The sequence below is a fragment of the Paenibacillus whitsoniae genome, from assembly GCF_003955665.1.
Lineage (GTDB): Bacteria > Bacillota > Bacilli > Paenibacillales > NBRC-103111 > Paenibacillus_E > Paenibacillus_E whitsoniae.
The window spans coordinates 49,340-74,645 of record NZ_RXHU01000045.1 but is presented as its reverse complement, the minus strand read 5'-3'; the positions used below and the strand labels follow the sequence as shown (position 1 = coordinate 74,645).

The window sequence follows — 25,306 nt, the reverse complement described above, 5'->3', positions numbered from 1 at the left end:
TTGGAATGATTTGCAGTATGACCGGATTCGGGCAAGCGAATCGTTCTTTTGCGGGATACAACGTGTTTATCGATATCAAATCGGTCAATCATAGGTATTGTGAAGTGTCAATTCGAATGCCGAAGGAATGGGCTGTATTTGAGGACGCGCTGAAGAAAACGGTGCTGCAGGCTGTAAAACGGGGACGCGTCGACGTTTTTATTACAGCGGAACGTGAGGCGGCTTCCCCGAAGGGCGTCACCGTGAATATGGAACTGGCAGACGCCTATTTGGAGGCGGCGCAGCAACTGAAGCAGCGCTATGGGTTTCAGGAGGAGCTTGGCCTGCTGGATTTGCTGCGAATTCCCGACTTGCTGCAGGTGAAAGAGCTGCGCGAAGAGCCGGATGAGGCGTTGGAACGCGAGCTTTGCGCTTGCTTACGGGAAGCAGGGGAACGCCTTGCGACGATGCGGCAGCGAGAAGGCGCCTTTTTGGCACAGGATCTTCGCGACCGGTTACAGGAGCTTAGGCGCATCCACGTGGCATTGGAACAATTGGCTCCAATGGCCGTTCACGAATACGCAGCGAGAATGACAAGCCGTATTCAAGCACTGATGGCGGATGGATTAAGCGCCGATGAGCAGCGTCTGGCGACGGAAATTGCGATTTTTGCCGATCGGGCGAATGTCGACGAAGAGCTGACGCGGCTGCGAAGCCATTTCGGACAGTGCGACGCTCTGCTGACGGATCCGGAGCCTGTCGGGCGCAAGCTGGATTTCCTGATTCAGGAGATGAACCGTGAAGTCAACACGATCGGTTCCAAATCGAGTCATGCGGAATTTGCGGCGAAGGTCATCGCGATGAAAGCGGAGCTTGAGAAGATGAGAGAACAAATACAGAATATCGAGTGAGGCTGCTGCAGCGCTTCGCGAGGAGGAAGTCTAGATGGCTATCAAATTAATCAATATTGGGTTCGGCAACATCGTATCGGCGAACCGCATTATCTCGATCGTCAGCCCCGAATCGGCTCCGATCAAGAGAATCATTCAAGAGGCACGTGATCGTCACATGCTGATTGACGCTACATATGGTAGAAGAACCCGGGCTGTTATTATCACGGACAGCGATCATGTGATTTTATCGGCCGTACAGCCAGAAACGGTAGCGCATAGACTTTCGAATAAGGACGATGATCATGACGAGTAATACGAACACGCTTGAGCGTGAGAGAGGGATTCTGATTGTGCTTTCCGGCCCTTCCGGGGTCGGGAAAGGAACGGTATGTGCGGCTCTGCGCAAATGCGCGCCGGACATTGTATACTCCGTTTCGGCGACGACGCGCTCTCCGCGCCAGGGTGAAGTCGATGGTGTGAACTATTTTTTCAAAACCCGCGAGCAGTTTCAGCAGTTGATCGACACCGACGAGGTGCTGGAATGGGCGGAATACGTAGGGAATTTCTATGGGACGCCACGACGTTTCGTTGAAGATACGCTGCGTGCCGGCAAAGACGTGATTCTGGAGATTGAAGTTCAGGGTGCGCTGCAGGTAAAGCAGAAGTTTCCGGAAGGTGTGTTCATCTTCTTGCTGCCTCCGTCGCTCGACGAGCTGGAGAACCGCATTGTGACGCGCGGTACGGAGACGGACGATGTCATTCGCAGCCGGATGTCGGTGGCGCTTGACGAAATTCGTTTAATGGAGCATTATGATTATGCGATTGTGAACGATCACGTCGAGAAGGCTTGTTCGAAGATTCAAGCGATTTTGGCGGCTGAGCATTGCAAGAAAGACCGAATGTTCCCCAAAGTCGTACAATGGATAAACGAGGTGAAATAAATGCTATACCCTTCAATCGATAAACTGCTGGACATTGTGGACAGCAAATATTCCTTGGTGGTTGCGGCTTCCAAACGGGCTAGATCCCTGCGCGACGGCGCGAAATCCGATTTGAAAGGCCATAAGGCGCACAAACAAGTCGGTTTTGCCTTGGAAGAGTTGTACGGCCGTTACATTGGTTACGAGAAAATTGATCCGTCCGAGAACAATGAGAAATAAACCCATTTTTCCAACAACCCTCGTGGTTGTTATTTTTTTCTCTGCGATGAGTTTGTAGAGGCGGCGGCTTATATATCCCGATGCTTATAGGGAAGTTTGCGCCTGATTAGCGATAGTGAAAGCGGTCGTGCAGTCGGCGAATTTTTGCCGTTGAGTGGAAAAGGCGGGAAGCGATGGAGGTGCGATTCGGTTTTGATTCAGCCCTGCATTGGCCCCGGGGAGCAAAGCCTGCAGAAGTGCAGGAATTTCCTTTGAAAGAGCTCGATTTCAGGAAATGCCTGCGATTTTGCAGGTATTTTGGGAGAGGATCCCTTTTTGAAGCAGATCCCTCTTAAATACTGCCTATTCGCAGGAATTTTGCTAAGAAGCGCTTTTTTTGCGGAAAATTCCTGCATAATCCCAGGTATTTACTTGAGCACACTTGGCTGGAAAACGAATTCGCCGTGGCAAGTACCTAAGTAGCCCATCTTGTCGCTAACGGTGGTACTTCGAAGAATGGGAAATGGGGATTGCCGCTTGTTTGGGCAATATCAAGGCTAGACGGATAGGGAAAACAGCTGTAACGGATGCCATAGCGGCTATTGCTCCGAAATGCGGGCAATCTGGATGCTAACGGGCGCCACAGCGCTTATGTAGATAAAAACTGGTGAAATAGGGCTTATCTTAGGCAAATAGGCTCCGTGGCAACCGTTACAGCCCACAACGAGTGATTTAAGGCCAAATAGCCGCTGTAGCGACCGTTAGCACCAGCTAGGTGTCGTCGGCGTCTCCCGCGATAGGCTGATAAGTACTTAATAAGAAAGGGGAGTCCCCATGAGTGTTGCTTTGCAAGGCAAAACGATTGTACTCGGCGTATGCGGCGGGATCGCGGCGTATAAGGCGGCTGCGCTGACGAGCAAATTGACGCAGGCCGGCGCGACGGTTCGGGTGATCATGACCGAATCCGCCGTGCAGTTTGTCGCGCCGCTGACGTTTCAGACGCTGTCCCGGCATCACGTGTTCGTCGATACGTTCGATGAAAAAGATCCGTCGGTTGTCTCTCACATTAACTTGGCGGACAGCGCGGATCTCGTGCTGATTGCGCCGGCGACGGCGAATATGATCGGCAAGCTGGCGCTGGGGCTCGGCGACGACATGCTGAGCACGACGCTGCTGGCGACGGAAGCGCCGATCTGGGTGGCGCCGGCGATGAACGTGCATATGTACGCCAATCCGGCTGTACAGGCGAATATGCAGACGCTGGCGAGTCGCGGCGTTCGGTTTATCGAGCCTGGCGAGGGTCAGCTCGCCTGCGGATATGTCGGCAAGGGCCGGCTGGCGGAGCCGGAGGAAATTTTTGCCGCGGTAGAACGCTTTTTTGCCGGCGAGAAGAAGCCGCTTGCGGGCAAGCGCGTGCTGGTGACCGCTGGCGGCACGGTCGAGCGGCTGGATCCGGTTCGCTATTTGACCAATGATTCGTCGGGCAAAATGGGCTATGCCATCGCAGAGGAAGCGGTGCGCATGGGCGCACAGGTGACGCTCGTGTCAGGGCCAACTGCGCTGTCGGCGCCTGCCGGCGCTCAGCTCGTGCGCGTGCAGTCCGCACTCGATATGCGTGAAGCGGTGCTGTCGCGTCTGGATGCGCAGGATGTGGTCGTGAAAGCGGCGGCAGTGGCGGACTATCGTCCGGCGGAAGCGGCCACGCAGAAGATCAAGAAAAAAGCGGATACGCTCACGCTCCAGCTTGTGAAGAATCCGGATATTTTGCAGGAGATCGGTACGCTCAAAACACATCAGTTTGTCATCGGCTTTGCCGCCGAGACGGAGAACCTGGACGATTATGCGATGGACAAGCTGAACCGCAAAAACTGCGATCTTATCGTCGGCAACGACGTGTCGCAGGCTGGCGCGGGCTTTGGCACAGATACGAATATTGTCCGCATTTATGATCGAAGCGGTCTCGTTCAGGCGCTGTCCCTGCGCAGCAAATCGGAGGTGGCGCGCGAGCTGCTGCAGCTTGCGGCGCAGCGGCTCATCTCTGTGGGGGATGCTTGATGTACGCAAAAGTGATCGTCGATGTTCCGGCGAAGCAAACGAACCGGGCATTTGACTATGCGGTTCCGAAGGAACTCCGGAGCTGGGTGGAGGTCGGCAGCCGTGTCGGCGTGCCGTTCGGCCCGCGCGTGCTGCAAGGGTTTGTCGTCGGACTGTCGAACGAGACGGATGTCGACCCGAAGCGGCTCAAACCGATCGGCCACGTGCTGGATCTGGTGCCGCCGCTGACAGCGGAGCTTGTGAGCCTGGGGCGTTGGATCGCCCGCATGTATTTGTGCCATGAGGTGACGGCGCTGCAAGCGATGCTGCCTGCCGCCCTCAAAGCCAAATACGAACGGGTCATTACGGTTGGCGAGGAAAGTGCGGAGCACCCTTTGCTTCACATGTCCGATGTGCAGGAGATCGTGCAGTTCGTTCGCGGCAAAGCAACCCTTACGATGGAGGGGCTGATGGAACGGTTTCCGGGGCGCGACGCGTTCCTCAAAGAGCTGCTGCAAGCGGGCGTGTTGGCTGAAGTGCAGATGGTGAAGGACCGGATGGCAACGAAAAAGGCCTTAACCGTATTCCCCCCAAAAGACTTAAGCGTGCTGGAAGCTGCCTTGCCGGAGCTGCCGGCCAGAGCGAACAAGCAGATGGCAGTGCTGCGTTATCTCATGGAGCATCCGCATGCCATTCGGCTGACGGAGCTCATTGAGATGATAGAGATCAGCGCCTCCACCGTGAAAAGTCTCGCCGAGCGCGGCTGGATCGAGCTGCGCGAAGTTGAGGTGATGCGCGATCCGTACGCGGGCCGCTCGTTTAAACGGACCACGCCGCTCACGCTGACGGAGGAGCAATCGCGTGTTTTTGCACCGATCAAGGCAGCTGTTGCGGAAGATCGGCACGAAGTGTTCCTCCTGCACGGTGTGACGGGAAGCGGCAAGACGGAAGTTTACCTGCAGTCCATCCAGCAAGCGTTAGACATGGGCAAGGAAGCGATCGTGCTCGTGCCCGAAATTTCGTTGACGCCGCAAATGGTGGAACGGTTCAAAGGCCGCTTCGGTGACCAGGTGGCCGTGCTGCACAGCCGGCTGTCGAACGGCGAGCGGTACGACGAATGGCGCAAAATCACCCGCAAGCAGGTGAAAGTCGTGATCGGCGCGCGTTCGGCGATTTTTGCCCCATTTACGCAAATCGGTCTTATTATTATTGATGAGGAGCATGAATCGTCCTACAAGCAGGAAGAGAGTCCGAAGTATCACACCCGGGAGGTAGCGGTACAGCGGGCCAAAGGGCATAACGCAGCGGTCGTGCTCGGTTCGGCAACGCCGTCCCTCGAAACGCTCGAGCTGACGAGACGTCGGAGGGACCGGGCGAAGCCTCCTTTTACCCTGCTGACGATGACAGAACGTGTGGCCAGCAGACCGATGCCGCCGGTGACGATTGTGGATATGCGGGAGGAGCTCAAAACCGGCAACCGCTCCATGTTCTCCAGGCCGCTGTATAAAGCGATCGAAGAACGGTTACACAAGAAAGAACAGATTGTTTTGCTGCTCAATCGCCGGGGGTATGCGACGTTCGTCATGTGCCGGACGTGCGGCTACGTCGCCCAGTGTCCGCATTGCGACATTTCGCTGACGTACCACCAAAGCTCGCGCATGCTGCGCTGCCATTATTGCGGCTACGCGGAGCGGGAAGTGACGCAGTGTCCGAGCTGCCAGTCGGAGCATATCCGCCATTTTGGCACGGGGACGCAGCGGGTGGAAGAAGAGCTGAGCAAAATTTTCCCGGGCATCCGGGTCATCCGCATGGACGTCGATACGACGTCGGAAAAAGGCTCGCACGAAAAGTGGTTGTCCCTCTTCCGAGACAAGCAGGCGGACGTGCTGCTGGGCACGCAGATGGTGGCCAAAGGGCTTGATTTTCCCGATGTGACCTTGGTTGGGGTTATTGCGGCGGATACGGTGCTGAATATTCCCGATTTTCGTTCGGCGGAGCGGACGTTTCAACTGCTGACGCAGGTGGCGGGCCGGGCCGGACGGCATGAAAAGCAAGGTGAAGTGTTCGTGCAGACGTACACGCCGGATCATTACAGCATTCAGCATGCAAGCCGTCACGATTACACCGCGTTTGCCAATCAGGAGCTCGATGTTCGTGCGAATCTCGGCTATCCGCCGTATCAGCGGCTCATTCTGGTGACGTTCACCCATGAGCAGCTGTCGCTGCTGGTGCGCATGGCGGAAGCGTTTGTGACCAGGCTCAAAGAGATTGCGCGCCCGTACATGACTAGGCAGACTGACTTGTTTACACCGGTCGTGACCGATGAGGAATTTTTTCATATGGATGTCCTCGGGCCTGTCGCGTCGCCAATTTCCCGAATCAAAGATAGATATCGATTCCAATGCGTGGTAAAATATCGTGGGGATGATGTCGCTTCGGATATTGTCTCGCAGACGGTGGCCTGGTTCGAGGAGCGCTCGGCGAAGGAAAAGCTGACGGTCTCCGTGGACGTAGACCCGCAATATTTGATGTAATTCGGCATGTTCAAGACTTGAAATGCGTGGTTCAAAAAGCAGGCTTTTCAGCACCGAGAAGGTTGTGAGAAGCTGAAGAAGGAGGAGCGGAGTGTAGGCAAAACTACATGGCTACCTTCCTTCGAAGCTGAACGCAAGATTCGATGCCGAGTCCGCTTCATAAATTACTTCGTGATCAAAAGACGGCTTTTTGAACAACTTCTTGAAAGTAGGTGCACATTATTTATGGCAATTCGCATTATTGTAAAAGATCCAGATCCTGTGCTGCGCGAGAAAGCGATCACAGTTACGAAATTTAATTCTAACCTGCACAAGCTGCTTGATGATATGGCAGACACGATGTACGACGCGGAGGGCGTGGGCTTAGCGGCTCCGCAAATCGGTATTTTGAAGCGTGTGATCGTAATGGACTGCGGCGAAGAGCACGGCGGCCTGATCGAGATGGTCAATCCGGAAATCGTGACTTCCAGCGGCGAACAGCTGGGGCCTGAGGGCTGCCTAAGCATCCCTGGGCTGCGCGGCGATGTGCTGCGTCCCCTCAACGTAACGGCAAAAGGGCAGGATCGCAACGGAAATCCGATCGAAGTGACCGGTACAGAACTGCTGGCCCGATGCATTTTTCACGAGATCGATCACCTGAACGGTATCCTGTTCACCGATCTTGCGACCAAAACGTACACGGCGGATGAAGAGGAAGAGGAATAGTGAACATTATTTTCATGGGAACGCCGGAGTTCGCGGTGCCTTCCTTGCAGACGCTGATCGCGGAGGGCTACAACGTCGTTGCGGTCGTGTCGCAGCCGGATCGGCCGAAAGGGCGCAAGCGCGTCCTGACGCCGACGCCGGTGAAGGCGGAAGCGGAAAAGCACGGTATTACGGTGCTGCAGCCTGAGAAGCTGCGGAGCCCGGAATCTGTAGAGAGGCTGCGCGAGCTGAAGCCGGATCTGATTGTGACGGCGGCTTACGGGCAGATTTTGCCGAAAGCGGTGCTCGATTTGCCTCAGCACGGCTGCATCAATATTCATGCGTCTCTGCTGCCGAAATATCGCGGCGGGGCGCCGATTCATCATGCCGTCATCCGCGGTGAGAGCGTCACCGGCGTGACGATCATGTACATGGCCGTCGGCCTCGACACCGGCGATATGATCGCCAAGGTGGAGCTGCCGATTCTGGATACGGACACGACCGGCACCTTGTTTGAGAAGCTGAGCGTGGCCGGGGCGGATCTGCTGAAACGGACGCTGCCGGACCTGTTGGCGGGACGCATTGAGGCGGTGCCTCAGGTGGAAGCGGAGGCGATTTACTCGCCGAACATTTCCCGGGAGGACGAGCTGCTGGACTGGTCGCGCACGTCGCGCGAGCTGTGGAATCATATTCGCGGGCTGAATCCGTTCCCAGGGGCGTATACGTTGTGGAACGGCGACGTGATGAAGGTCTGGGCGGCTGTGAAGCCAAGCGGCTCGGGAGCGGCTGGCGCTGCGCCCGGCACGGTGCTGTCTTGCAGTGCGCAGGGCCTTGAGGTGGCGACCGGCGACGGATCGCTGCTGCTGACCGAAATTCAGCCTGCCGGAAAAAAAGCGATGCCTGTTGCGGAGTTTGTACGCGGTGTGCAGATTCCGAAAGGCACGGTGCTAGGACGTGACTGAATACTCAGAAGGAAGCAGATTTGGCCGAATTTTCGTTCCATGCAAGGAACTTTTGTGAAGGTGTACCGGGGGTACGTCAAGCAAAAGTGACGCAGCAGGTATAATAAACGGCTTACGCCGTCCCCTTAGGGACGAGTGCGTTTATCAAAAATATAAGCCGACTTCACAAGTGAAACGCATAAATGCTTATATTTGGGCGAAAAGGCGGTGAAAGATGCCCCTGAGCGGGTGTTCAGCCACGGCCTAGGCACTGTGAACGCCGTAGAACTTTAAAAAAGAGGTATCTCCTTTGTCTACAACTAATCGTACGCATGGAAAAACGCATAAGGCCGCTACGGCTTCTCCCAGCGCTGCAAAGAGCAGCGCTGTTCGGCATTCCGCCCGTGAAGCGGCGCTGGATGTGCTGGTTCGGGTAGAGGAAAACCAGGCCTACAGCAACCTGCTGCTGAACCAGGTGCTGCAAAAGCACGCGCTCCCGCGGGCGGATGCGGGGCTTGCCACCGAGCTCGTGTACGGCACGATCGGCCGGAAAAATACGATCGACTTCTTCCTCGAGCGGTTCGTGAGCAAAGGGCTCGCGAAGCTGGAGCCCTGGGTGCGGTGCTTGCTGCGGCTGAGCTTCTATCAGCTGTATTATTTGGACCGCATCCCCGACCATGCGGTCGTGAGCGAAGCGGTCAACATTGCCAAGCGCCGGGGCCACCAAGGCATCTCGGGCATGGTCAACGGCGTGCTGCGGGCGGTGCTCCGCAGCAAGGCCGAGCTTGCGCTGCCGGCGGCGCTCGGCGACGTCAAGCGCATCGCGCTGGGCCATTCCCATCCGGAATGGCTCGTGCGCCGATGGATCCGTCAGCTTGGGGCGGAGCTGACGGAACAGATATGTGCGGCGAACAATGTGCCGCCGCATGTGAGCATTCGCGCGAACGCGCGACGGCTCAGCCGAGCGGAGCTGCTGCGGCAGCTGGAGGCGGCGGATATTCGCGCGGAAGCGTCGCTGCTGGCCCCGGCCGGTGTATTGGTGCACGGGGCCGGGAATATGGCGTTAGTCCCCGGCTTCGGTCACGGGGACTTCTCGATTCAAGACGAGAGCTCGATGCTCGTCGCCGAAGCTCTGGACCCGCGCCCGGGCATGACCGTGCTGGACTGCTGCGCCGCCCCGGGCGGCAAAACGGCCCACATCGCCGAGAAGATGGGCGATACGGGCAAAATCTGGGCTTGTGATCTCCATGAGCACAAGCGGAAGCTGATCGACGACCAGGCGGAGCGCCTGGGCCTGTCGTCGATCGAGACGCTCGTGATGGATGCGACCGAGCTCGACCGGCATTTTGCGCCGGCGTCGTTCGACCGCATCCTGCTGGACGCGCCCTGCTCCGGCTTTGGCGTGATCCGGCGGAAGCCGGATCTCAAGTGGGCGAAGCAGGAGGCGGAGATCGCGGCGATTGCGGCGACGCAGCACGCGATTCTCGAGCGGGTGCACCGCCTGCTGAAGCCGGGCGGCGTGCTCGTGTACAGCACGTGCACGATCGAGCACGAGGAGAACGCCGGGATGATCGAGCGGTTTCTCGCCGACCATCCGGAGTTTGAGCTGGCTCCGCTGCCCGCGGAGGCGTTCGGGGCTGTAGACCCGGCGGCGGTGCAGGCCGGTATGGTGCAAATCCTGCCGCAGCAGTTCCACTCGGACGGCTTCTTTATCGCGAGACTCCGCAAGCGCGAGGCTTCTTCGTAAGGAGGGCTGCTTGGCGGCTTTTGCCTAACAAAGGTGGCCCTCGCAGATGGGATGATATCCTGCATTTTGTACAGTAAATTCTCGCGATGAAGGGTCAATGGAGGGAAATCCTGCATTTTGTACATGAAAATTGTGCGATTATCCTTGGAAACGGGGGAAATGGGCAGATATCCCTATTTTTTGATGTAGTTTTTGCAGGTGTTCTCTCTTTTTAGCTCCTTTTGGGCGAATTTGCTGTACTTTTTGCAGGATCGGTGAGGGCGGCGAGTAGGGATTGCAATAGCGCGTGTCTGCAGCGCGCTCCCCCCATTCCTCTAAGGGCGCTTTCCGACATTACCGCTCACCGTTTCCGACAAAGACTCCGGGGCCCATGGCGATTTGTCGGAAAGTTAGCGGTGCTTTATTTCGGAAAGTCACCTAAGGACGTGTGTTCGGCTCGCCTTTGTGTTAAAATACATACGATTGCCTCAAAAATAGACGAAATAAATACAGGTTGTGATAAATATGAGTTTGAAGCCTTTTGAGAAAGAGAAACCTTTTGTATACGATCTCAACTGGGATCAGTGGCAGGACTGGGTGAAAGCGAACGGCGAGCCCGGTTTTCGCGCGGGTCAAATCTGGGACTGGCTGTATGTGAAGCGCGTGTTCAATTTTGACGACATGTCGAATTTGTCCAAAACGCTTCGCGACAAGCTGAAGGCTCAGTTCGACTTCGTGACGCTGTCCGAAATTACGAAGTATCAGTCGCAGGATGGTACGGTCAAGTTTCTTTTTGAACTTGAAGACAAGAATGCGATCGAAACGGTCGTCATGAAGCATAACTACGGCAACAGCATCTGCGTCACGACGCAGGTCGGCTGCCGGGTGGGCTGCACGTTCTGCGCGTCCACGCTAGGCGGCTTGAAGCGGGATTTGCGGCCGGGCGAAATCGTCGCGCAGGTCGTGAAAGCGCAGAAGCTGCTCGATGAGACGAACGAGCGCATTTCCTCCATCGTCATCATGGGGATTGGCGAGCCGTTCGAGAATTACGAGTCGACGATGAATTTTTTGCGGATCATGATTCACCCGAAAGGGTTGAACATCGGTCAGCGCCATATTACGGTGTCGACGAGCGGCATCGTGCCGAATATTTATAAGTTTGCCGATGAGAATTTGCAGGTGAACCTTGCGATTTCCATTCACGCGCCGAACGATGAGCTGCGCTCGAAGCTGATGCCCGTCAACCGGAGATTCCCGTTTGCGGATTTGATTGAAGCGTGTAAATATTACATTGCCAAAACCGGCCGCCGTATCACCTTTGAATATGCCTTGATGGGGGAAGTCAACGACCAGCCGGAGCATGCCGAGGAGCTTGCGCAGGTGCTGAAAGAAATGCCGCTTAGCCATGTCAATCTGATTCCTGTCAACTTTGTTGCTGAGCGTGATTTCAAACGGACGCCGAGGGACGATATTTTTACGTTCCAACGCATTCTGGAGAAGGGCAAAATCAATGCGACCATACGCCGTGAGCAGGGCAGCGACATTGCGGCCGCCTGCGGGCAGCTGCGAGCAAAGCATATGGAGAGCAGTAAATGAGGTGAGAGCCGGATGAAGATGGTAAGTCGAACCGATATTGGTAAAGTCCGTCAAGTCAATGAGGACCGCGCCGCCATCCAGCACGAGCTGAATGGACTGTCTTTGGCGATTGTCGCCGACGGCATGGGCGGACATCAGGCTGGCGATATTGCCAGTCAAATGGCGGTGGACCGCATAAGCGCACAGCTGCAATCCATCCATTGGGGAATGCCGGTGGAGACGTGCAAGCAACTGCTCAAAGAAGCGATTGAGAAAGCCAATGAAGAGATTTATGCGTTTGCTTCCGGACAGGATAAATACCATGGCATGGGCACGACGGTCGTCACGATTATTGCGTCGGAAGAGCTGCTGATTATCGGGCACATCGGCGACAGCCGGGCCTATAAGCTTACCGGCGAAACGATTGCTCAGCTGACGGAAGACCATTCCTTGGTGTATGAGCTGGTGAAGAATGGACAACTGACGCTGGAGGAAGCTGACCATCATCCGCGGCGCAACTGGATTACGCGCGCGCTCGGCACGGAGCCGACTGTGGAAGTGGATTTGTATGAGTACGGCTGGCGCCAGGGCGATACGGTATTGATTTGTACGGACGGCCTGAGCGGGCTTGTGGACGCTGCAGACATCGTGCGTATCGTGAATAGCCATGACAAACTGGAGGATGCGGCGGATCAACTGATCGCACGCGCGCTTCACGAGGGCGGCGACGATAATGTGACGGTCGTACTGCTGGCTCATGATCAACATTCGGACGACAAAAGGGGGGATGGGCATTGATCGGTAGAAAGCTTGGAGGCCGCTATGAGATATTGGAACGCATCGGCGGAGGCGGCATGGCGCTTGTGTACAAAGGCCATGATTTGCTGCTTAACCGCAAGGTAGCGGTCAAGGTGCTGCGCCAGCAGTACGTACACGACGAGGAGTTCATTCGCCGCTTCCGCAGGGAAGCGCAAGCTGCCGCATCGCTGTCCCATCCGAACGTCGTCAGCATCTATGACGTGGGGCAGGAAGACGATGTCCATTACATCGTAATGGAATATATCGAAGGCAAAACGCTGAACGATTTGATTAAAGAAAAAGCGCCGCTGCAAGTCGAGGATGCGGTGCATTACGCGTCGCAAATTGCGGACGCGCTCGATCATGCGCATCACAATGAGATTATTCACCGTGACATCAAGCCGCACAATATTCTCATCGGCAAAAATGGGCGAGTCAAGGTGACGGATTTCGGGATCGCCCGCGCGGCAACATCTTCAACGATTACGCAGACTGGCTCTGTGGTCGGGTCTGTGCATTATTTCTCGCCGGAGCATGCCAAAGGCACGAATACCGGGGAGAAGTCCGACCTGTATTCGCTCGGTATTGTGATGTATCAAATGCTGACCGCGCGGCTGCCGTTTCTCGGGGAAAGCCCGATTTCCGTTGCGCTCAAGCATTTGCAGGAGGATGTGGAAGAGCCTCGCAAGGTGAATCCGCTCATTCCGCAAAGCGTGGAAAACATTATCCTCAAGGCGATGCGCAAAAAGCCGGAAGAACGCTATCAGTCCGCTAAATCGATGATGCTCGACCTAGATACGTGCCTGAATCCGGAACGTCGCAACGAGGCCAAGATCGCGTTCTGGGACTCGGAGGGCATGGACGAGGAGCGCACGCTGGTCATGCCGGCGATTCGCGCAGATCAGATCGCGTCCTATACGCCGGACGACGAAGACGAGGAGCCGGAGAAGCCGGTATGGCGGGAAGAGCCTGCTCCTGCGAAAAAGAAAGGCTGGATTAAACCGGTCGTCTGGATTGTTATTTTGCTCATTGTGCTTGGCTTCATGTGGTACATGGTCGGCGTCGTGAAAAACATGTTCGCGATCGAAACGGTGGAAGTGCCGAACGTTGAGAATAAGCCGCTGACGGAGGCGCAGGCGCAATTAACGGCCGCCCATCTTGGCTATACGGTAGAGTATGACGAAGACAGCAAGCTTGACAAGGACATTGTCATCCAGCAAAATCCGAAAGGTTTGCGGCTCAACGTTGGCACGAAGGTGACGCTGACAGTCAGCAAAGGCGTGAAGAAGATCAAGATGGACAATTACGCGGGACAATCGCTCAAGGATGTGAAGCTGAAGCTTCAGGCGCTTGGCATCAAGGATGAGCAAATAACGATTACCCAGGAGACGTCCGACAATACGCCGGACATCATTCTCAAGCAGTCCCCGCTTGCGGGCGATGAGTTTGAACTGGACAAAGCCGCGATTGCCTTTACGGTGAGCAAAGCGAAGGAAACGTTCAAAATGCCGGACTTGACGAACCTAACGGAAGCCGAAGCGAAGGCGCAGATTACGAAGTCGAATCTGAAGCTGGCTGCGAATGGCATTACCCGAGAGAAAAGCTATAAAGTGGCCAAAGGCAAAGTCATTACGCAGTTCCCGTATACGAAGGATCAGGATGTGTCTGCCGGTGCGGAAATTTCGCTGGTGATCAGCGACGGACTGCCGGACGACGCCGGTCAGATGACGGTCAGCATTCCGGTGAAGCCGACGACAGACGGCAAAGATTCCGAATTTAAAATCATTGTGAGCGATGCGCAATACGATAATTTCGAGTACAAAACGGAGAAAGTATCGAAACCGCAAAATCTCGACGTGAAGGTCATCGTTTCTCCGGAGAAAAAAGCCGTTATTTTGATTAAAGAAGGCGATACACTGGTGAATTCGATCACACGCACGTACCAGGATTACTTGGATCAGAAGAATGGCAAAGCTTCACCGACGCCACCTCCTTCATCCACGCCGAAGGGCCAAAATACCGGACCGGCGATTCCCGTAGGGGGAACGGCCGGCGGGCAAGGTCAGACCGGCGGAACCGCTTCGAAACCGCCTGCTGGAGGAACGAATTAATGCCGCAAGGATCGATTGTAAAAGCGCTCAGCGGTTACTACTATGTGCTGCCGGAGGGCGCCCCGCTTGAAGAAGGGAATACGGTTACCTGCCGGGGAAGAGGCGTGTTCAAGAACAAAAAGATCACGCCCCTCGTCGGGGACCGTGTGATGTACGAAGAAACGGAAAACGGGGAAGGAACCGTTACGGAGATCCTTCCCCGTACTTCCGAACTCATCAGGCCCCCGATTGCAAACGTGAACATTGTCGTGCTCGTCTTCTCCGTGACGGAGCCGGTGCTGAACCTGCAGCTGCTCGACAAGTTCCTTGTTCATATCGAGCATACGGGCATTGATGTGGTGTTGTGTTTTACCAAAAGCGATCTGCTGCTGGAGGGCAGTGGAGATGCGCTCCCGAAAGAGATGACGATGAGCGAGCTTGACCGCATTACAGCGCTGTACGAAGCGATCGGATATCCGGTTGTCAGAACCTCGTCCAGGAGGGGCGTCGGCGTGGAGGCGATCCTGCATCATCTGGAAGGGACGATCTCCGTATTCGCCGGTCAATCCGGCGTCGGGAAATCGTCGCTGCTGAATAAAATGATCGCGGGCATCGACCTCGAGACGAACGAGATCTCGCAGCGGTTGGGCCGCGGCAAGCATACGACCCGTCACGTTGAGCTGCTTCCGCTGGAAGGCGGCGGGCTTGTGGCGGATACGCCGGGCTTCAGCCAACTCGATTTCATGGAAGTCGAGGCCGACGGGCTTGGCGCCTGCTTCCGCGAATTCGCTGCTGTTGCCGAGGGCTGCCGGTTTCGGGGATGCCTGCATTTGCACGAACCGGATTGCAAAGTGCGGATTGCAGCGGCGGACGGCACGATTGCAGCTTCGCGGTACGAGCATTACTTGTTATTTTTAGCTGAAATTAAGGATCGGAAGAGGAGGTACTAGACGAATGGTTTATGTGGCACCGTCGATTCTATCGGCCAATTTCGCTAGGCTCGGAGATGAGATTAAAGATGTCGAGCGCGGGGGCGCCGACTGGATTCACGTCGATGTGATGGACGGCCATTTTGTGCCGAATATTACCCTCGGGCCTGTTGTTCTGGAAGCGATTCGGCCTGTTACGCAGCTTACGCTCGACGTTCACTTGATGATTGAGCAGCCGGATCGCTATATTCCGGATTTTGCGAAAGCGGGCGCGGATCTGATTTCGGTCCACGTTGAAGCTTGCACGCACTTGCACCGGACGCTAGGGTTGATTAAACAGCAGGGGGTCAAAGCCGGGGTCGTGTTGAATCCGGCAACTCCGATTTCTACGTTGGAGCACGTACTGGACGAGCAGCTGGATCTGGTGCTGATTATGACCGTCAATCCGGGCTTTGGCGGACAAGCGTTCATCCCGGGGATGCTGAACAAAATCCGCGCGCTGCGCGAGCTGGCGAACGCCAAGGGACTCACCGGTCTGCACATCGAAGTCGACGGTGGTGTGAATGAAGTGACGGCCCGCGAAGCAGTGGAAGCCGGAGCCAACGTGCTTGTTGCCGGCAACGCCGTATTTGGGCAGCCGGATCGCGCCGACGCGATTCGCCGCATTCGCGGCTAAGGGGAGGAACGATTACGTGAGAGTTGTCTGGCTTCTGGTGTACAGCCTTGCTTGCGCCATCCTGTTAACCTTGTTTTCCAACATTCAGGATATGTTTAAATATGTGTTCTCGCTCGGCGCGCTGTTTCTGGGGATTCGCTTCTTCCGGCAGTTCGAGGAGCTGCGCTATCGGATCTGGTTTTTTGTGATTGCCGTCTTTTTCTACTTTGTCTTTAATCTGATCTACGCGCTCTATCGGGCGGGCATATCCGGCGAGTTCACCGCATATCTATAGTTACAAGAGCGAAAAGCTCTTGTAGCTTTTTTTGCTTTCTGGAGCAGTTGAAAGTTGGGAGAAAGTAAAAATAGAAGCACTATTTCTACGCTCCGGGCATACACTGTTGTAATGATGTGGAAGGAGCAGTCCTGGACGCAGGTAGGGCCTTTGCTCACGAAGTCAGCCGCCTTTGCCGTCTGGAGCTGCGGGCTGACGATAACTCGAAGGAGGGGTAGAGAATGAAATTCTACACGATCAAGCTGCCGAAGTTTCTGGGAGGTTTCGTGAAAGCCGTACTTAATACGTTCAGTAAAAACTAAGCAAGTACACATACGCGTCATTCTCCCCAGGAATGCAAAAAAAGCACCGGAAAGGTGCTTTTTGTCATTTACATAAGTAAGTTAAGTATCCGCGGCGGATTAAACGCGAGCCACTTTACCGGATTTCAACGCACGAGCACTTACGTAAACCCGTTTTGGTTTACCATCAACGAGGATGCGAACCTTTTGAACGTTAACTCCCCAAGTACGCTTGTTTTTATTGTTAGCGTGGGACACGTGATTACCTGTCTTCGGACTTTTACCTGTAATGAAACATTTGCGGGACATGTTTGACACCTCCTTCGGCAGTATACAAAGAAGCCTGGGTGGCAAGCCTAAGCTTGACATATCAGTATTCTCAACATCGCATACTTTTCTTGCATTATCTTTCTATCTGCAAAAACACACTTAAACATAATAGCATAGCAAAAGGAGCCTAGTCAACGAATTGCGCGCACTTTTGCCGTTTATTTATAAAGTATGTTATAGTACAATGAAGATTAGTCTTGGAAACTTGAAGGAGTTGTTACATAATGCCGATTGAACTCACAACCGAGTTGGGAAAAGTATTTATTACCGATGAAGTCGTTTCGACGCTCGCGGGATCGGCTGCGCTGGATTGCTACGGACTTGTTGGCATGGCCTCACGCAAGCAATTGAAGGACGGCATCGCCGAGCTGCTCGGCAGAGACAATTTGAGCCGCGGCGTCGAGGTTCGCAGAGAGAACGGACGACTGGAGATTGATCTTTATATTATTGTCAGCTACGGAACGAAAATATCCGTCGTGGCAGGGAATGTCCAGACGAAAGTCAAATATATTCTTAACGAAGTAGTAGGCCTGCAGGTGGACGATGTGAACATTTTTGTTCAAGGTGTTCGCGTAGCTAAATAATAGCCCGATAATCAGGAAGGGGAATCACTTTGAGTAAGCGCTTTATTTCAATAAACGGAAATGACTTCATTGCCATGGTCTTGGCGGGAGCAGACAACCTTCGCAGAAATGTCGACAAGGTGAATGGATTGAACGTATTCCCTGTCCCCGACGGAGATACTGGCACCAACATGAATTTAACACTCACTGCAGGATGTGAGGAACTGAAGAAGAAGCCATCCTCTCATATTGGAAAAGCTGCTGACGCCTTGTCCAAAGGGCTCCTCATGGGCGCACGAGGCAATTCAGGGGTTATTTTATCCCAACTGTTTCGCGGGTTTGCAAAGTACGTGCACGAGTTTGAACAGATCAACAGCCAGCAATTTGCTGCTGCGCTTCAGCAAGGCGTGGAGACGGCCTACAAGGCGGTTGTGAAGCCGGTGGAGGGCACGATCCTGACAGTCTCCAAGGAAGCGGCGAAGCATGCGACACAGTTCCGCAGAAGCGCGGACGTGCTGGATTTGCTGCGGGAAGTGCTCACGAAAGCGAAGGAAGCGCTCGCCAGAACGCCTGAGCAGCTTGCTGTGCTCAAGCAGGTCGGTGTCGTTGATGCGGGTGGACAAGGCCTGGTCTGCGTCTATGAGGGCTTCGTAACGGGACTAAGCGGCGGAGCGACGGCGTCGGTGGATGAAGATTTTGCCACGATGGATACGAATTTAGCGGCAGTTTCGATCGTTCCGGCTTTGAACTTGACAAGGGAAGTGCACGAGCACATGCCGGCGCAGGCGCATCTGGCTACGGAAGATATTGAATTCGGTTACTGTACGGAATTTATGCTCACGATTGAACCCGGTAAGGTAAAGGGGCTTGTATTTAGCGAAAGCCAGTTCCGGGAGCAGCTCGGCAAGCTGGGCGATTCGCTGCTTGTGGTGGCGGACGACGAGCTTGTGAAAGTGCATATTCATGCCGAATATCCCGGCGAGGTCATGAACCATGCGATGAAATTCGGGGCGCTGAGCCGGATCAAAATTGAAAATATGCGCGACCAGCATACGCATATTCTGGAAGACGCCGCGGCAAATCCGGAATACGCGATTGTGGAAGAACCTGTCGTTGCCGCGAAGATGCCTGCGAAGCCTTACGGCTTTGTGGCGGTGGCCATGGGAGCAGGCATCACGGATATTTTAACCAGCGTTGGCGTGGACGTTGTGCTGTCCGGCGGACAAACGATGAACCCGAGTACGGAAGACATTGTCAAAGCCGTGCAAAGCATCGACGCGGAGACGATTTATGTGCTGCCGAACAATTCGAACATTATTTTAGCTGCGCAGCAGGCTGCCGAGCTTGTGGATAACAAAAAGATCGTTGTCATTCCGTCCAAGTCGATTCCGCAAGGACTGGCCGCGATTCTCGCGTTCCAGGAAAAAGCGGATGCCGAGACGAACACGGCTGCGATGCAGGAATCGCTTCGCCGCGTGAAATCGGGACAAGTGACATATGCAGTGCGCGATACGAATATGGACGGCATTGCGATTAAAGAGGGACATTTTATCGGAATTCAGGACGGACGCATTGTGTCTTCGGAGACAAGTCTGGTCGGCGCCTGCAAGAAGCTGCTGGAGGACATGATCGATGAGGGAAGCGAGATTGTAACGCTTTTGACCGGGGAAGATGCGAAGGAAGAAGAGACCGAAGAGCTGGAAGCGTTCATTCAAACGCTGTATCCCGAAATCGAAATCGAGCTTCATCCCGGCGGACAGCCGCTGTATGCGTATTTGATTTCAGTCGAGTAGTTCGGGCTTGCCGCGACGGTTCACGTGTCAAAATGGAGGAGGGATTCCGTTGACCCACATTCGTATTGTGACGGACAGTACGGCCGACATCCCGTCGGAGATTAGAGAAGCGCTGGGCATCACGATGGTTCCGCTGAAAATCAATTTCGGCGAGGAGCAGTTTCTGGATGCGGTGACGCTGAAATCGGAGGATTTCTACGCCAAGCTGACGGCTTCCGCTCACTTCCCGACGACCTCGACACCGTCTCCGGGCGAATTCCTGGCGTTCTATCAGGAGTTGTTGAGCGAGCCGGATACGGAGGTCATTTCGATTCATCTTGCTTCTGTGCTAAGCGGTACGCAGCGTACAGCGGCGCTTGCGGCTTCGATGCTCGAAGGCGATCAAGCGGGAAGAGTTCACGTCGTGGATTCTTGCTCGGCGTCTTACGGGATCGGCGCGCTCGTCGTTGCGGCAGCGGAAGGTGCCCGAGAGGGGCAGTCGGTTGATGAGATTTTGAAGCGGATCGAGATGATTCGGGAGCATTATGCGATCTACTTCCTCGTGGATACGTTGGAATTTTTGCAAAAGGGCGGCAGAGTCGGCAAAGCTTCGGCACTTCTTGGTTCTTTACTTAATATTAAGCCGATTCTGTCCCTTGATCGTACGGGGGAAGTCATGTCTGTCGATAAAGTGCGCGGTCACAAGAAAGCGATCGCACGTATTCTGGAGCTGTTGGCTGCGGATCTGGGCGACAAGCCGATCCGTACGCTGCATATCGCGCATGCGAATAATGTGGAAGGCGCGGAGGTGCTGCGCGAGGCGATCGTGCAGCGTTTTGCGGTGGCGCAGGTGAACTACATTACGCTTGGACCTGTGATTGGGGCGCATGCCGGCCCCGGGACCATCGCAGCTTTCGTCGGTACGGTGTAGCAAATGGATTTACATCAATGTGAGGTTCGCGAAGTCCATGGTGTTGGCGCTCAAAAAGCAGTTGAGCTCAACAGCATGGGCATTTTTACGGTTATGGATTTACTCGAGTATGTGCCGTTTCGTTATGAAGATTACACGGTGCGCGATCTGGCAAGCGTCAAGGATGGCGATCGGGTCACGGTGCAGGGCACGATTATCGGGGAGCCCGTGCTACAGCGCTATAGCGGCAAGTCGCGTCTCTCCTGCAAGGTGATGGTCGATTCCTTCTTGCTGACCGCGGTCTGGTTTAACCGCCATTTTCTGAAGGACCGATTGCGTCCGCAGCAGGAGATCGTTTTAACCGGCAAATGGGATGCACGGCGCCGGCAGATGAGCGTGTCGGACTCCGAGTTTCCGGGACAAGCGGGTTCGAATACCGGTACGATTCAGCCGGTGTATTCGGTCACCGCTTCGATGACGCAGAAATGGATGCGCAAGGTGATTGCGCAGGCGCTGACGCAGTACAGCGCCATGATCCCGGAGGTGCTGCCGGCGAGCATCACCGGCAAGTATGGGTTTTTGCCGCGGAGCAAGGCGCTTGCGCTCATTCACACGCCGAGCGGCGTGGAGGAAGGCAAGCAGGCGCGCAGGCGGATGGTGTACGAGGAGCTGTTCCTGTTCCAGCTCAAGCTGCAGGCTTACCGCGCTGTGACGCGAAGCAAGGCGGACGGGGTGAAGCAGCAGGTGGACCTGCCTGCTGTCCGCGCGTTCGTGCGCGCCTTGCCCTTCCAGCTGACGGAGTCGCAGAAGAAGGTGGTCAGCGAGATCCTGCATGATATGCAGGAGCCGTATGCCATGAACCGGCTGCTGCAGGGCGACGTCGGCGCCGGGAAGACGGTGGTCGCGGCCATCGGCCTCTACGCGACCGTGAAGGCCGGCTACCAGGGCGCGTTGATGGTGCCGACGGAGATTCTGGCCGAGCAGCATATGCGTTCCCTGAGTCGGATGTTCGAGCCCTACGGGCTGCAGGTGGCGATGCTGACGGGCAGCTCGACGGACCGCCAGCGCAGGGACTTGCTGGCGTCCTTGCAGATGGGGCTTATCGATGTACTCGTGGGCACGCATGCGCTCATTCAGGAAGATGTTTACTTCCGCCAGCTTGGGCTGGTCGTGACGGACGAGCAGCACCGCTTCGGGGTCAACCAGCGCAGCATTCTGCGGCGCAAAGGGATGAACCCCGACGTGCTGACGATGACGGCGACGCCGATCCCGCGCACGCTGGCGATCACCGCGTTCGGCGATATGGACGTCTCGACGCTGCGCGAGCTGCCGAAGGGACGCAAGCCGATCAAGACGTACGCAGTGGCGCACGGGCTGCTAGAGCGCGTGCTGGGCTTTATTCAGCGCGAGGTGGGCGCAGGCCGGCAGGCGTATGTCATTTGTCCGCTGATCGAAGAGTCGGACAAGCTGGACGTGCAGAATGCGATCGACGTGCACATTCAGCTGCAGCAGCATTTTCCGGACATGAAGATCGGTCTGCTGCATGGGCGCATGAGCGCCGCAGAGAAGGACGCGATCATGCATGAATTCAAGGAAGGCCGTGTGGCGACGCTCGTGTCCACGACGGTCATCGAGGTTGGCGTGGACGTGCCGAACGCGACGCTGATGGTCATCTACGACGCCGACCGCTTCGGCTTGTCGCAGCTGCATCAGCTTCGCGGACGGGTTGGACGCGGCGAGCACCAGTCCTACTGCGTGCTGATCGCCGACCCGAAGACGGAGGTCGGCAAGGAGCGCATGAAGGCGATGACGGAGACGACCGACGGCTTCGAGATTGCCCGGCGCGACCTGGAACTGCGGGGGCCGGGCGATTTCTTCGGCACGAAGCAGAGCGGGCTGCCGGAGTTTCGCATCGCCGATATGATGGCGGATTTCGAGATTATGGAGCAGGCGCGGGACGACGCGGCCGAGCTGGTCAGCGATTCGACATTCTGGACGGGCGCTGCGTATATGCCGCTGCGGGCTTATCTGGAGCGGGCGCATATTTTTGACAGTGAGGTGCTGGATTAATTACGGAGACATTGACCGGCGTCCGGTTCCCATTTTAAGATAGAGATAAGGAAAAACTTGATTATGGGGAACGGAGGTGTGCGGTTGTGACGCTTTTTCTCGTATATCTCTGCATGATGAATATCATGACGTTTGTGGAAATGGGCTATGACAAAGGACAAGCCAAAAAAGGCGAACGCCGCGTGCCCGAGAAGCGGTTGTTCTGGTTTGCGGCCTTGGGCGGCGCGATTGGCGGCTGGCTCGGGATGAAAGTGTTTCGGCATAAGACGAAGCACACGTCGTTTGTCGTAGGGATGCCGCTGCTGGTGGCGTTCAATTGTATTGTGGTGATCGTGATCGCGATGTATATGTAAGTAAGCTCTGCGACGCATAAGGCAAGTTTGCGCCCTCCCGCTCATAGGATAGAGCATGACGATGGGAGGTGCAGGCATGAGTTACCAGCAATACGGCATCGATCCTGCGCTCGTAGAGCGTGTGAAGTTTAAGCTGAAAAATCCGGAGATCAAGGAACGCATCAAAATGCTGCTCCAGGGCGTGACGAAAGCCGATTTGCAGAATGCGACGAAGGTGACGCGTCTGGTAGGGCTTGCTGCGGGCATTCTCGGGGAAAAACTCAGCGGTATGCAGACGAATCAAATTGTCACCTTTATTCTTGCGCAAAAGATTGATCCTGCGAATACGTTTCATTTAATCAAATTGTGGTCGATGTTCCGCTAGCGGACGCCAGCCTACAGGAAACATGAACATGACACATGAACAAGCGAAAACGCCACGTTCTGCAGCGAGAGCTCAGGGGTGGTGTTTTTTGTTGTACGCTTTTTGGCATTTTTTACCCTCGCTAAAATTTTAGAAAACCACTTGCATAGCGAATACATGTTCGGTATATAATAATAACGAATATATGTTCGTATTTGGTGGTGGGAACATGAACGGTTCAAGAATTGAGGCAGAAGAAGATGTTCAAATCATTAAGGAGTACACGTTATTGCCGATTTTACTGGATATGCTGGCGAGAGACATGGAGGAGCTTAACGTTTATAAGGATAAGATTGTATACCATCATCTGCTGTACTACTTGCGCGAGGTCGAGAAATCGATCTACCCGGAGCTGAACAGGCTAAAGAATCGAATGAGGCAACTGGACATCAAGGTGATTCGTACGGAAACGAATGCGCTGGGGATTCATGTGGAGTATAAGGTGCGCGGTTATATCCACCATTTCACGATGCTCCGCAGTCTGGTCAAAGCAGAGTTGATGACGACATTGATGAATATGCGGGGGGAATTGCGGTGAGCATGGGAAAAAGCGGGGAACGCACGATTTTTTTGATCGACGGTCAATCCTTCTATGCTTCAATTGAAAAAGCAGCTCATCCTGAGCTGAAAGAGCTGCCGGTGGCCGTCGGAGACCCAGAGCGCCGCTCCGGCATTATTCTTGCAGCTTGCCCAATCGCCAAGTCCCGCGGTGTAACGACAGCTGAACGGATTGGTCAGGCGTTAGCCAAATGCCCTGATCTGCAAGTCATTCGTCCGCGGATGCAAACGTACATTGCGATATCGCTATTTATTACGGAAATTTTTGAATCGTTTACGGATCTGGTCGAGCCGTATAGCATTGACGAGCAATTTCTGGATGTGACGGGTTCTCTGGCTTGCTTCGGCACGGCAGAAGAAATTGCGAGGCAATTGCAAACGCGCATTTTGTTGTCGACGGGGGTTTGGACGCGTTGTGGCATTGGTCCTACCAAGATTTTGGCGAAAATGGCAATGGATAATTTCTCCAAGGAGCGGTCAGATGGCCTATTTAGGTTGAGTTTTGACAATATCGAAGATACGCTGTGGCGGCTGCCTGTTCATCGCATGTTCATGGTGGCGTCCCGCATGACGCGTCATTTTACCAGAATGGGCTTGCATACAATCGGTGACATTGCGAGATTGGAGCTGGCTGAATTTAAGCGGCGCATGCGATGGGAAATGGGCAAGCAGAGCGATATTCAGGCTGAATATTACTGGCAGACGGCGCGCGGCATCGATCCCAGTCCTGTTGTGCCTAGCATTCGCAGCAAGTTGAAATCTGTGAGCCACGGCAAAGCGATGCGAAGCAGTCTGTACCGTAAGCGAGAAGATATCGAGGTGGTTCTTCTGGAATTGGTTGTGGAAGTGTGCCGCCGCAGCAGAAGACATGGGTATATGGGGAACGTTGTGACCGTCGGGGCTGCAGAGACGGATGGCATCAAATCCACGAGTTTTCACAGACAGATGACGCTTCCGCAGCCAACGTCGCTTTCACATGAGGTGGCGGCGGCAGCGCTTAGCTTATTTAGGCAGCATTGGAGCGGCTTGGCGGTCAGCCATTTGCACATTTCGCTTACACAATTGATAGATGATAGTGCTTATCAACTTACGCTATTCGAAGATCGGGTAAAGGCGTATAGCTTGGAAAAAGCAGCCGATGAAATCAAGGATCGGTTTGGCAGTATTGCGATTATGCGAGCATCTTCTTTATTGCCGACCGGGGTAGCGCGAGAACGTTCTGAACAGATCGGAGGACATTACAAATGAGTAAGCTTGACGGTAACGAGCGGTGGAAATCGAAGATGCTGCTCACGGAACATCAAGAGCAATATGAACAACGGCATGATCTGAGAAAGGCGTCTCGTCCTACTTCAGAAGAACTGAGCATGATTCGAGATTACATCTTGCTGCCGCATATGCTGACGATTGTACAGAAAAGCATGGATGACATTGAACATAGTCATAACGTATTAAGACAGCTTTATTTAGCTATTGGCCAGATCCTTATGAATCAAATTAGCCAGGACATCTATAACCTTCGGCGAGAATTGACGAGTCGCAGCATTAAGCTGATGAGTGACGAGCAGGCGGATGTCATTGTGTACCACCGGTTTCTATGCCGAGGATATGAGGATCGGTTTGGGATGACGCGCGATGTCATGCGTTCAGAGATCAGCACGCGACTTAAAACCTATATGAAGAACATTGTCGGGCAAACCGAAACTAGGAAAACGCCGAGTGCTTAGCGGCGACGCTCCGGCCGAAAGACGCGTCTTTCGGCTATTCGAATTGACGCGGGGCTTACTTTTTTTC

26 protein-coding genes are annotated in these 25,306 nt (G+C 54.8%); 25 read left to right on the top strand and 1 reads right to left on the bottom strand.

All coding sequences use genetic code 11. The annotated features are described in order from the left end of the window. Positions 1-5 precede the first annotated feature (5 nt). The 16 genes from EJQ19_RS16480 to spoVM all read left to right on the top strand — a co-directional run bounded on the left by EJQ19_RS16480 (position 6) and on the right by spoVM (position 16,574). On the top strand, positions 6-890 hold the full coding sequence (locus tag EJQ19_RS16480; RefSeq protein WP_126142344.1) for a YicC/YloC family endoribonuclease: 885 nt from the start codon (positions 6-8) through the stop codon (positions 888-890). A gap of 34 nt (positions 891-924) precedes the next feature. Then, positions 925-1,185, top strand: a complete 261-nt coding sequence (gene remA / locus EJQ19_RS16475) for an extracellular matrix/biofilm regulator RemA (RefSeq protein ID WP_009672664.1) — start codon at positions 925-927, stop codon at positions 1,183-1,185. After that, a complete protein-coding gene (gene gmk, locus EJQ19_RS16470) occupies positions 1,175-1,813 on the top strand; it encodes a guanylate kinase (RefSeq protein WP_126142334.1) in 639 nt (212 codons plus the stop codon). Before remA ends, gmk begins: the two co-directional genes overlap by 11 nt. After that, positions 1,814-2,032, top strand: a complete 219-nt coding sequence (rpoZ, locus tag EJQ19_RS16465) for a DNA-directed RNA polymerase subunit omega (protein ID WP_126142333.1) — start codon at positions 1,814-1,816, stop codon at positions 2,030-2,032. It begins immediately after the preceding gene. An 813-nt stretch (positions 2,033-2,845) separates the two neighbouring features. Then, positions 2,846-4,066, top strand: coding sequence for a bifunctional phosphopantothenoylcysteine decarboxylase/phosphopantothenate--cysteine ligase CoaBC (gene coaBC / locus EJQ19_RS16460; RefSeq protein WP_126142332.1), 1,221 nt, complete (start codon positions 2,846-2,848; stop codon positions 4,064-4,066). After that, positions 4,066-6,579: a primosomal protein N' gene (priA, locus tag EJQ19_RS16455; protein WP_126142331.1), complete on the top strand. Its 2,514-nt coding sequence runs from the start codon at positions 4,066-4,068 to the stop codon at positions 6,577-6,579. Before coaBC ends, priA begins: the two co-directional genes overlap by 1 nt. 225 nt (positions 6,580-6,804) lie before the next feature. Beyond that, positions 6,805-7,284 (top strand): peptide deformylase, encoded by a 480-nt coding sequence (def, locus tag EJQ19_RS16450; RefSeq protein ID WP_126142330.1) that lies wholly within the window; start codon positions 6,805-6,807, stop codon positions 7,282-7,284. Continuing rightward, positions 7,284-8,225, top strand: coding sequence for a methionyl-tRNA formyltransferase (fmt, locus tag EJQ19_RS16445; protein ID WP_206438437.1), 942 nt, complete (start codon positions 7,284-7,286; stop codon positions 8,223-8,225). The genes def and fmt overlap by 1 nt, the downstream gene beginning before the upstream one ends. A gap of 289 nt (positions 8,226-8,514) precedes the next feature. Continuing rightward, positions 8,515-9,951, top strand: coding sequence for a 16S rRNA (cytosine(967)-C(5))-methyltransferase RsmB (rsmB, locus tag EJQ19_RS16440; protein WP_126142329.1), 1,437 nt, complete (start codon positions 8,515-8,517; stop codon positions 9,949-9,951). A gap of 504 nt (positions 9,952-10,455) precedes the next feature. Continuing rightward, entirely contained in the window at positions 10,456-11,526 is a 1,071-nt protein-coding gene (gene rlmN, locus EJQ19_RS16435; RefSeq protein WP_126142328.1) for a dual-specificity RNA methyltransferase RlmN, read from the top strand. Positions 11,527-11,538: 12 nt separating this feature from the next. Continuing rightward, a complete protein-coding gene (locus EJQ19_RS16430) occupies positions 11,539-12,303 on the top strand; it encodes a Stp1/IreP family PP2C-type Ser/Thr phosphatase (protein ID WP_126142327.1) in 765 nt (254 codons plus the stop codon). After that, positions 12,300-14,414 (top strand): Stk1 family PASTA domain-containing Ser/Thr kinase, encoded by a 2,115-nt coding sequence (gene pknB / locus EJQ19_RS16425; RefSeq protein WP_126142326.1) that lies wholly within the window; start codon positions 12,300-12,302, stop codon positions 14,412-14,414. Before EJQ19_RS16430 ends, pknB begins: the two co-directional genes overlap by 4 nt. Then, positions 14,414-15,343 carry a ribosome small subunit-dependent GTPase A gene (gene rsgA, locus EJQ19_RS16420; protein WP_126142325.1) on the top strand — a complete coding sequence of 310 codons (930 nt, stop codon included), beginning with the start codon at positions 14,414-14,416 and terminating at the stop codon, positions 15,341-15,343. Before pknB ends, rsgA begins: the two co-directional genes overlap by 1 nt. Before the next feature lie 4 nt (positions 15,344-15,347). Then, the gene (gene rpe, locus EJQ19_RS16415; RefSeq protein ID WP_126142324.1) at positions 15,348-15,998 is read left to right on the top strand and encodes a ribulose-phosphate 3-epimerase; all 651 of its coding nucleotides are present in this window, start codon (positions 15,348-15,350) and stop codon (positions 15,996-15,998) included. A 16-nt stretch (positions 15,999-16,014) separates the two neighbouring features. Further along, positions 16,015-16,272: a hypothetical protein gene (locus tag EJQ19_RS16410; protein WP_126142323.1), complete on the top strand. Its 258-nt coding sequence runs from the start codon at positions 16,015-16,017 to the stop codon at positions 16,270-16,272. 221 nt (positions 16,273-16,493) lie between these two features. After that, positions 16,494-16,574: a stage V sporulation protein SpoVM gene (gene spoVM / locus EJQ19_RS16405; RefSeq protein WP_014652194.1), complete on the top strand. Its 81-nt coding sequence runs from the start codon at positions 16,494-16,496 to the stop codon at positions 16,572-16,574. Positions 16,575-16,673: 99 nt separating this feature from the next. Here spoVM and rpmB read toward each other — a convergent pair whose 3' ends face one another. Beyond that, positions 16,674-16,862, bottom strand: a complete 189-nt coding sequence (rpmB, locus tag EJQ19_RS16400; protein ID WP_126142322.1) for a 50S ribosomal protein L28 — start codon at positions 16,860-16,862, stop codon at positions 16,674-16,676. A 245-nt stretch (positions 16,863-17,107) separates the two neighbouring features. On the opposite strand from rpmB, the gene EJQ19_RS16395 reads away from it, so the two are divergent. From EJQ19_RS16395 to EJQ19_RS16355, 9 genes are all read left to right on the top strand, one after another. Further along, on the top strand, positions 17,108-17,467 hold the full coding sequence (locus EJQ19_RS16395) for an Asp23/Gls24 family envelope stress response protein (protein WP_126142321.1): 360 nt from the start codon (positions 17,108-17,110) through the stop codon (positions 17,465-17,467). A 29-nt stretch (positions 17,468-17,496) separates the two neighbouring features. Further along, positions 17,497-19,239 carry a DAK2 domain-containing protein gene (locus EJQ19_RS16390; RefSeq protein ID WP_126142320.1) on the top strand — a complete coding sequence of 581 codons (1,743 nt, stop codon included), beginning with the start codon at positions 17,497-17,499 and terminating at the stop codon, positions 19,237-19,239. Positions 19,240-19,288: 49 nt separating this feature from the next. Beyond that, entirely contained in the window at positions 19,289-20,149 is an 861-nt protein-coding gene (locus EJQ19_RS16385) for a DegV family protein (protein WP_126142319.1), read from the top strand. Positions 20,150-20,152: 3 nt separating this feature from the next. Further along, entirely contained in the window at positions 20,153-22,198 is a 2,046-nt protein-coding gene (recG, locus tag EJQ19_RS16380; protein WP_126142318.1) for an ATP-dependent DNA helicase RecG, read from the top strand. Positions 22,199-22,284: 86 nt separating this feature from the next. Next, positions 22,285-22,551, top strand: coding sequence for a DUF1294 domain-containing protein (locus tag EJQ19_RS16375; RefSeq protein ID WP_126142317.1), 267 nt, complete (start codon positions 22,285-22,287; stop codon positions 22,549-22,551). Positions 22,552-22,627: 76 nt separating this feature from the next. Further along, the gene (locus tag EJQ19_RS16370; RefSeq protein ID WP_126142316.1) at positions 22,628-22,915 is read left to right on the top strand and encodes a stage VI sporulation protein F; all 288 of its coding nucleotides are present in this window, start codon (positions 22,628-22,630) and stop codon (positions 22,913-22,915) included. Between the two features lie 208 nt (positions 22,916-23,123). Beyond that, a complete protein-coding gene (locus tag EJQ19_RS16365; protein WP_126142315.1) occupies positions 23,124-23,492 on the top strand; it encodes a YhjD family protein in 369 nt (122 codons plus the stop codon). 2 nt (positions 23,493-23,494) lie between these two features. Continuing rightward, positions 23,495-24,760 (top strand): DNA polymerase IV, encoded by a 1,266-nt coding sequence (locus EJQ19_RS16360; RefSeq protein WP_126142342.1) that lies wholly within the window; start codon positions 23,495-23,497, stop codon positions 24,758-24,760. Then, a complete protein-coding gene (locus EJQ19_RS16355; protein ID WP_126142314.1) occupies positions 24,757-25,239 on the top strand; it encodes a YhjD family protein in 483 nt (160 codons plus the stop codon). Before EJQ19_RS16360 ends, EJQ19_RS16355 begins: the two co-directional genes overlap by 4 nt. Positions 25,240-25,306 lie beyond the last annotated feature (67 nt).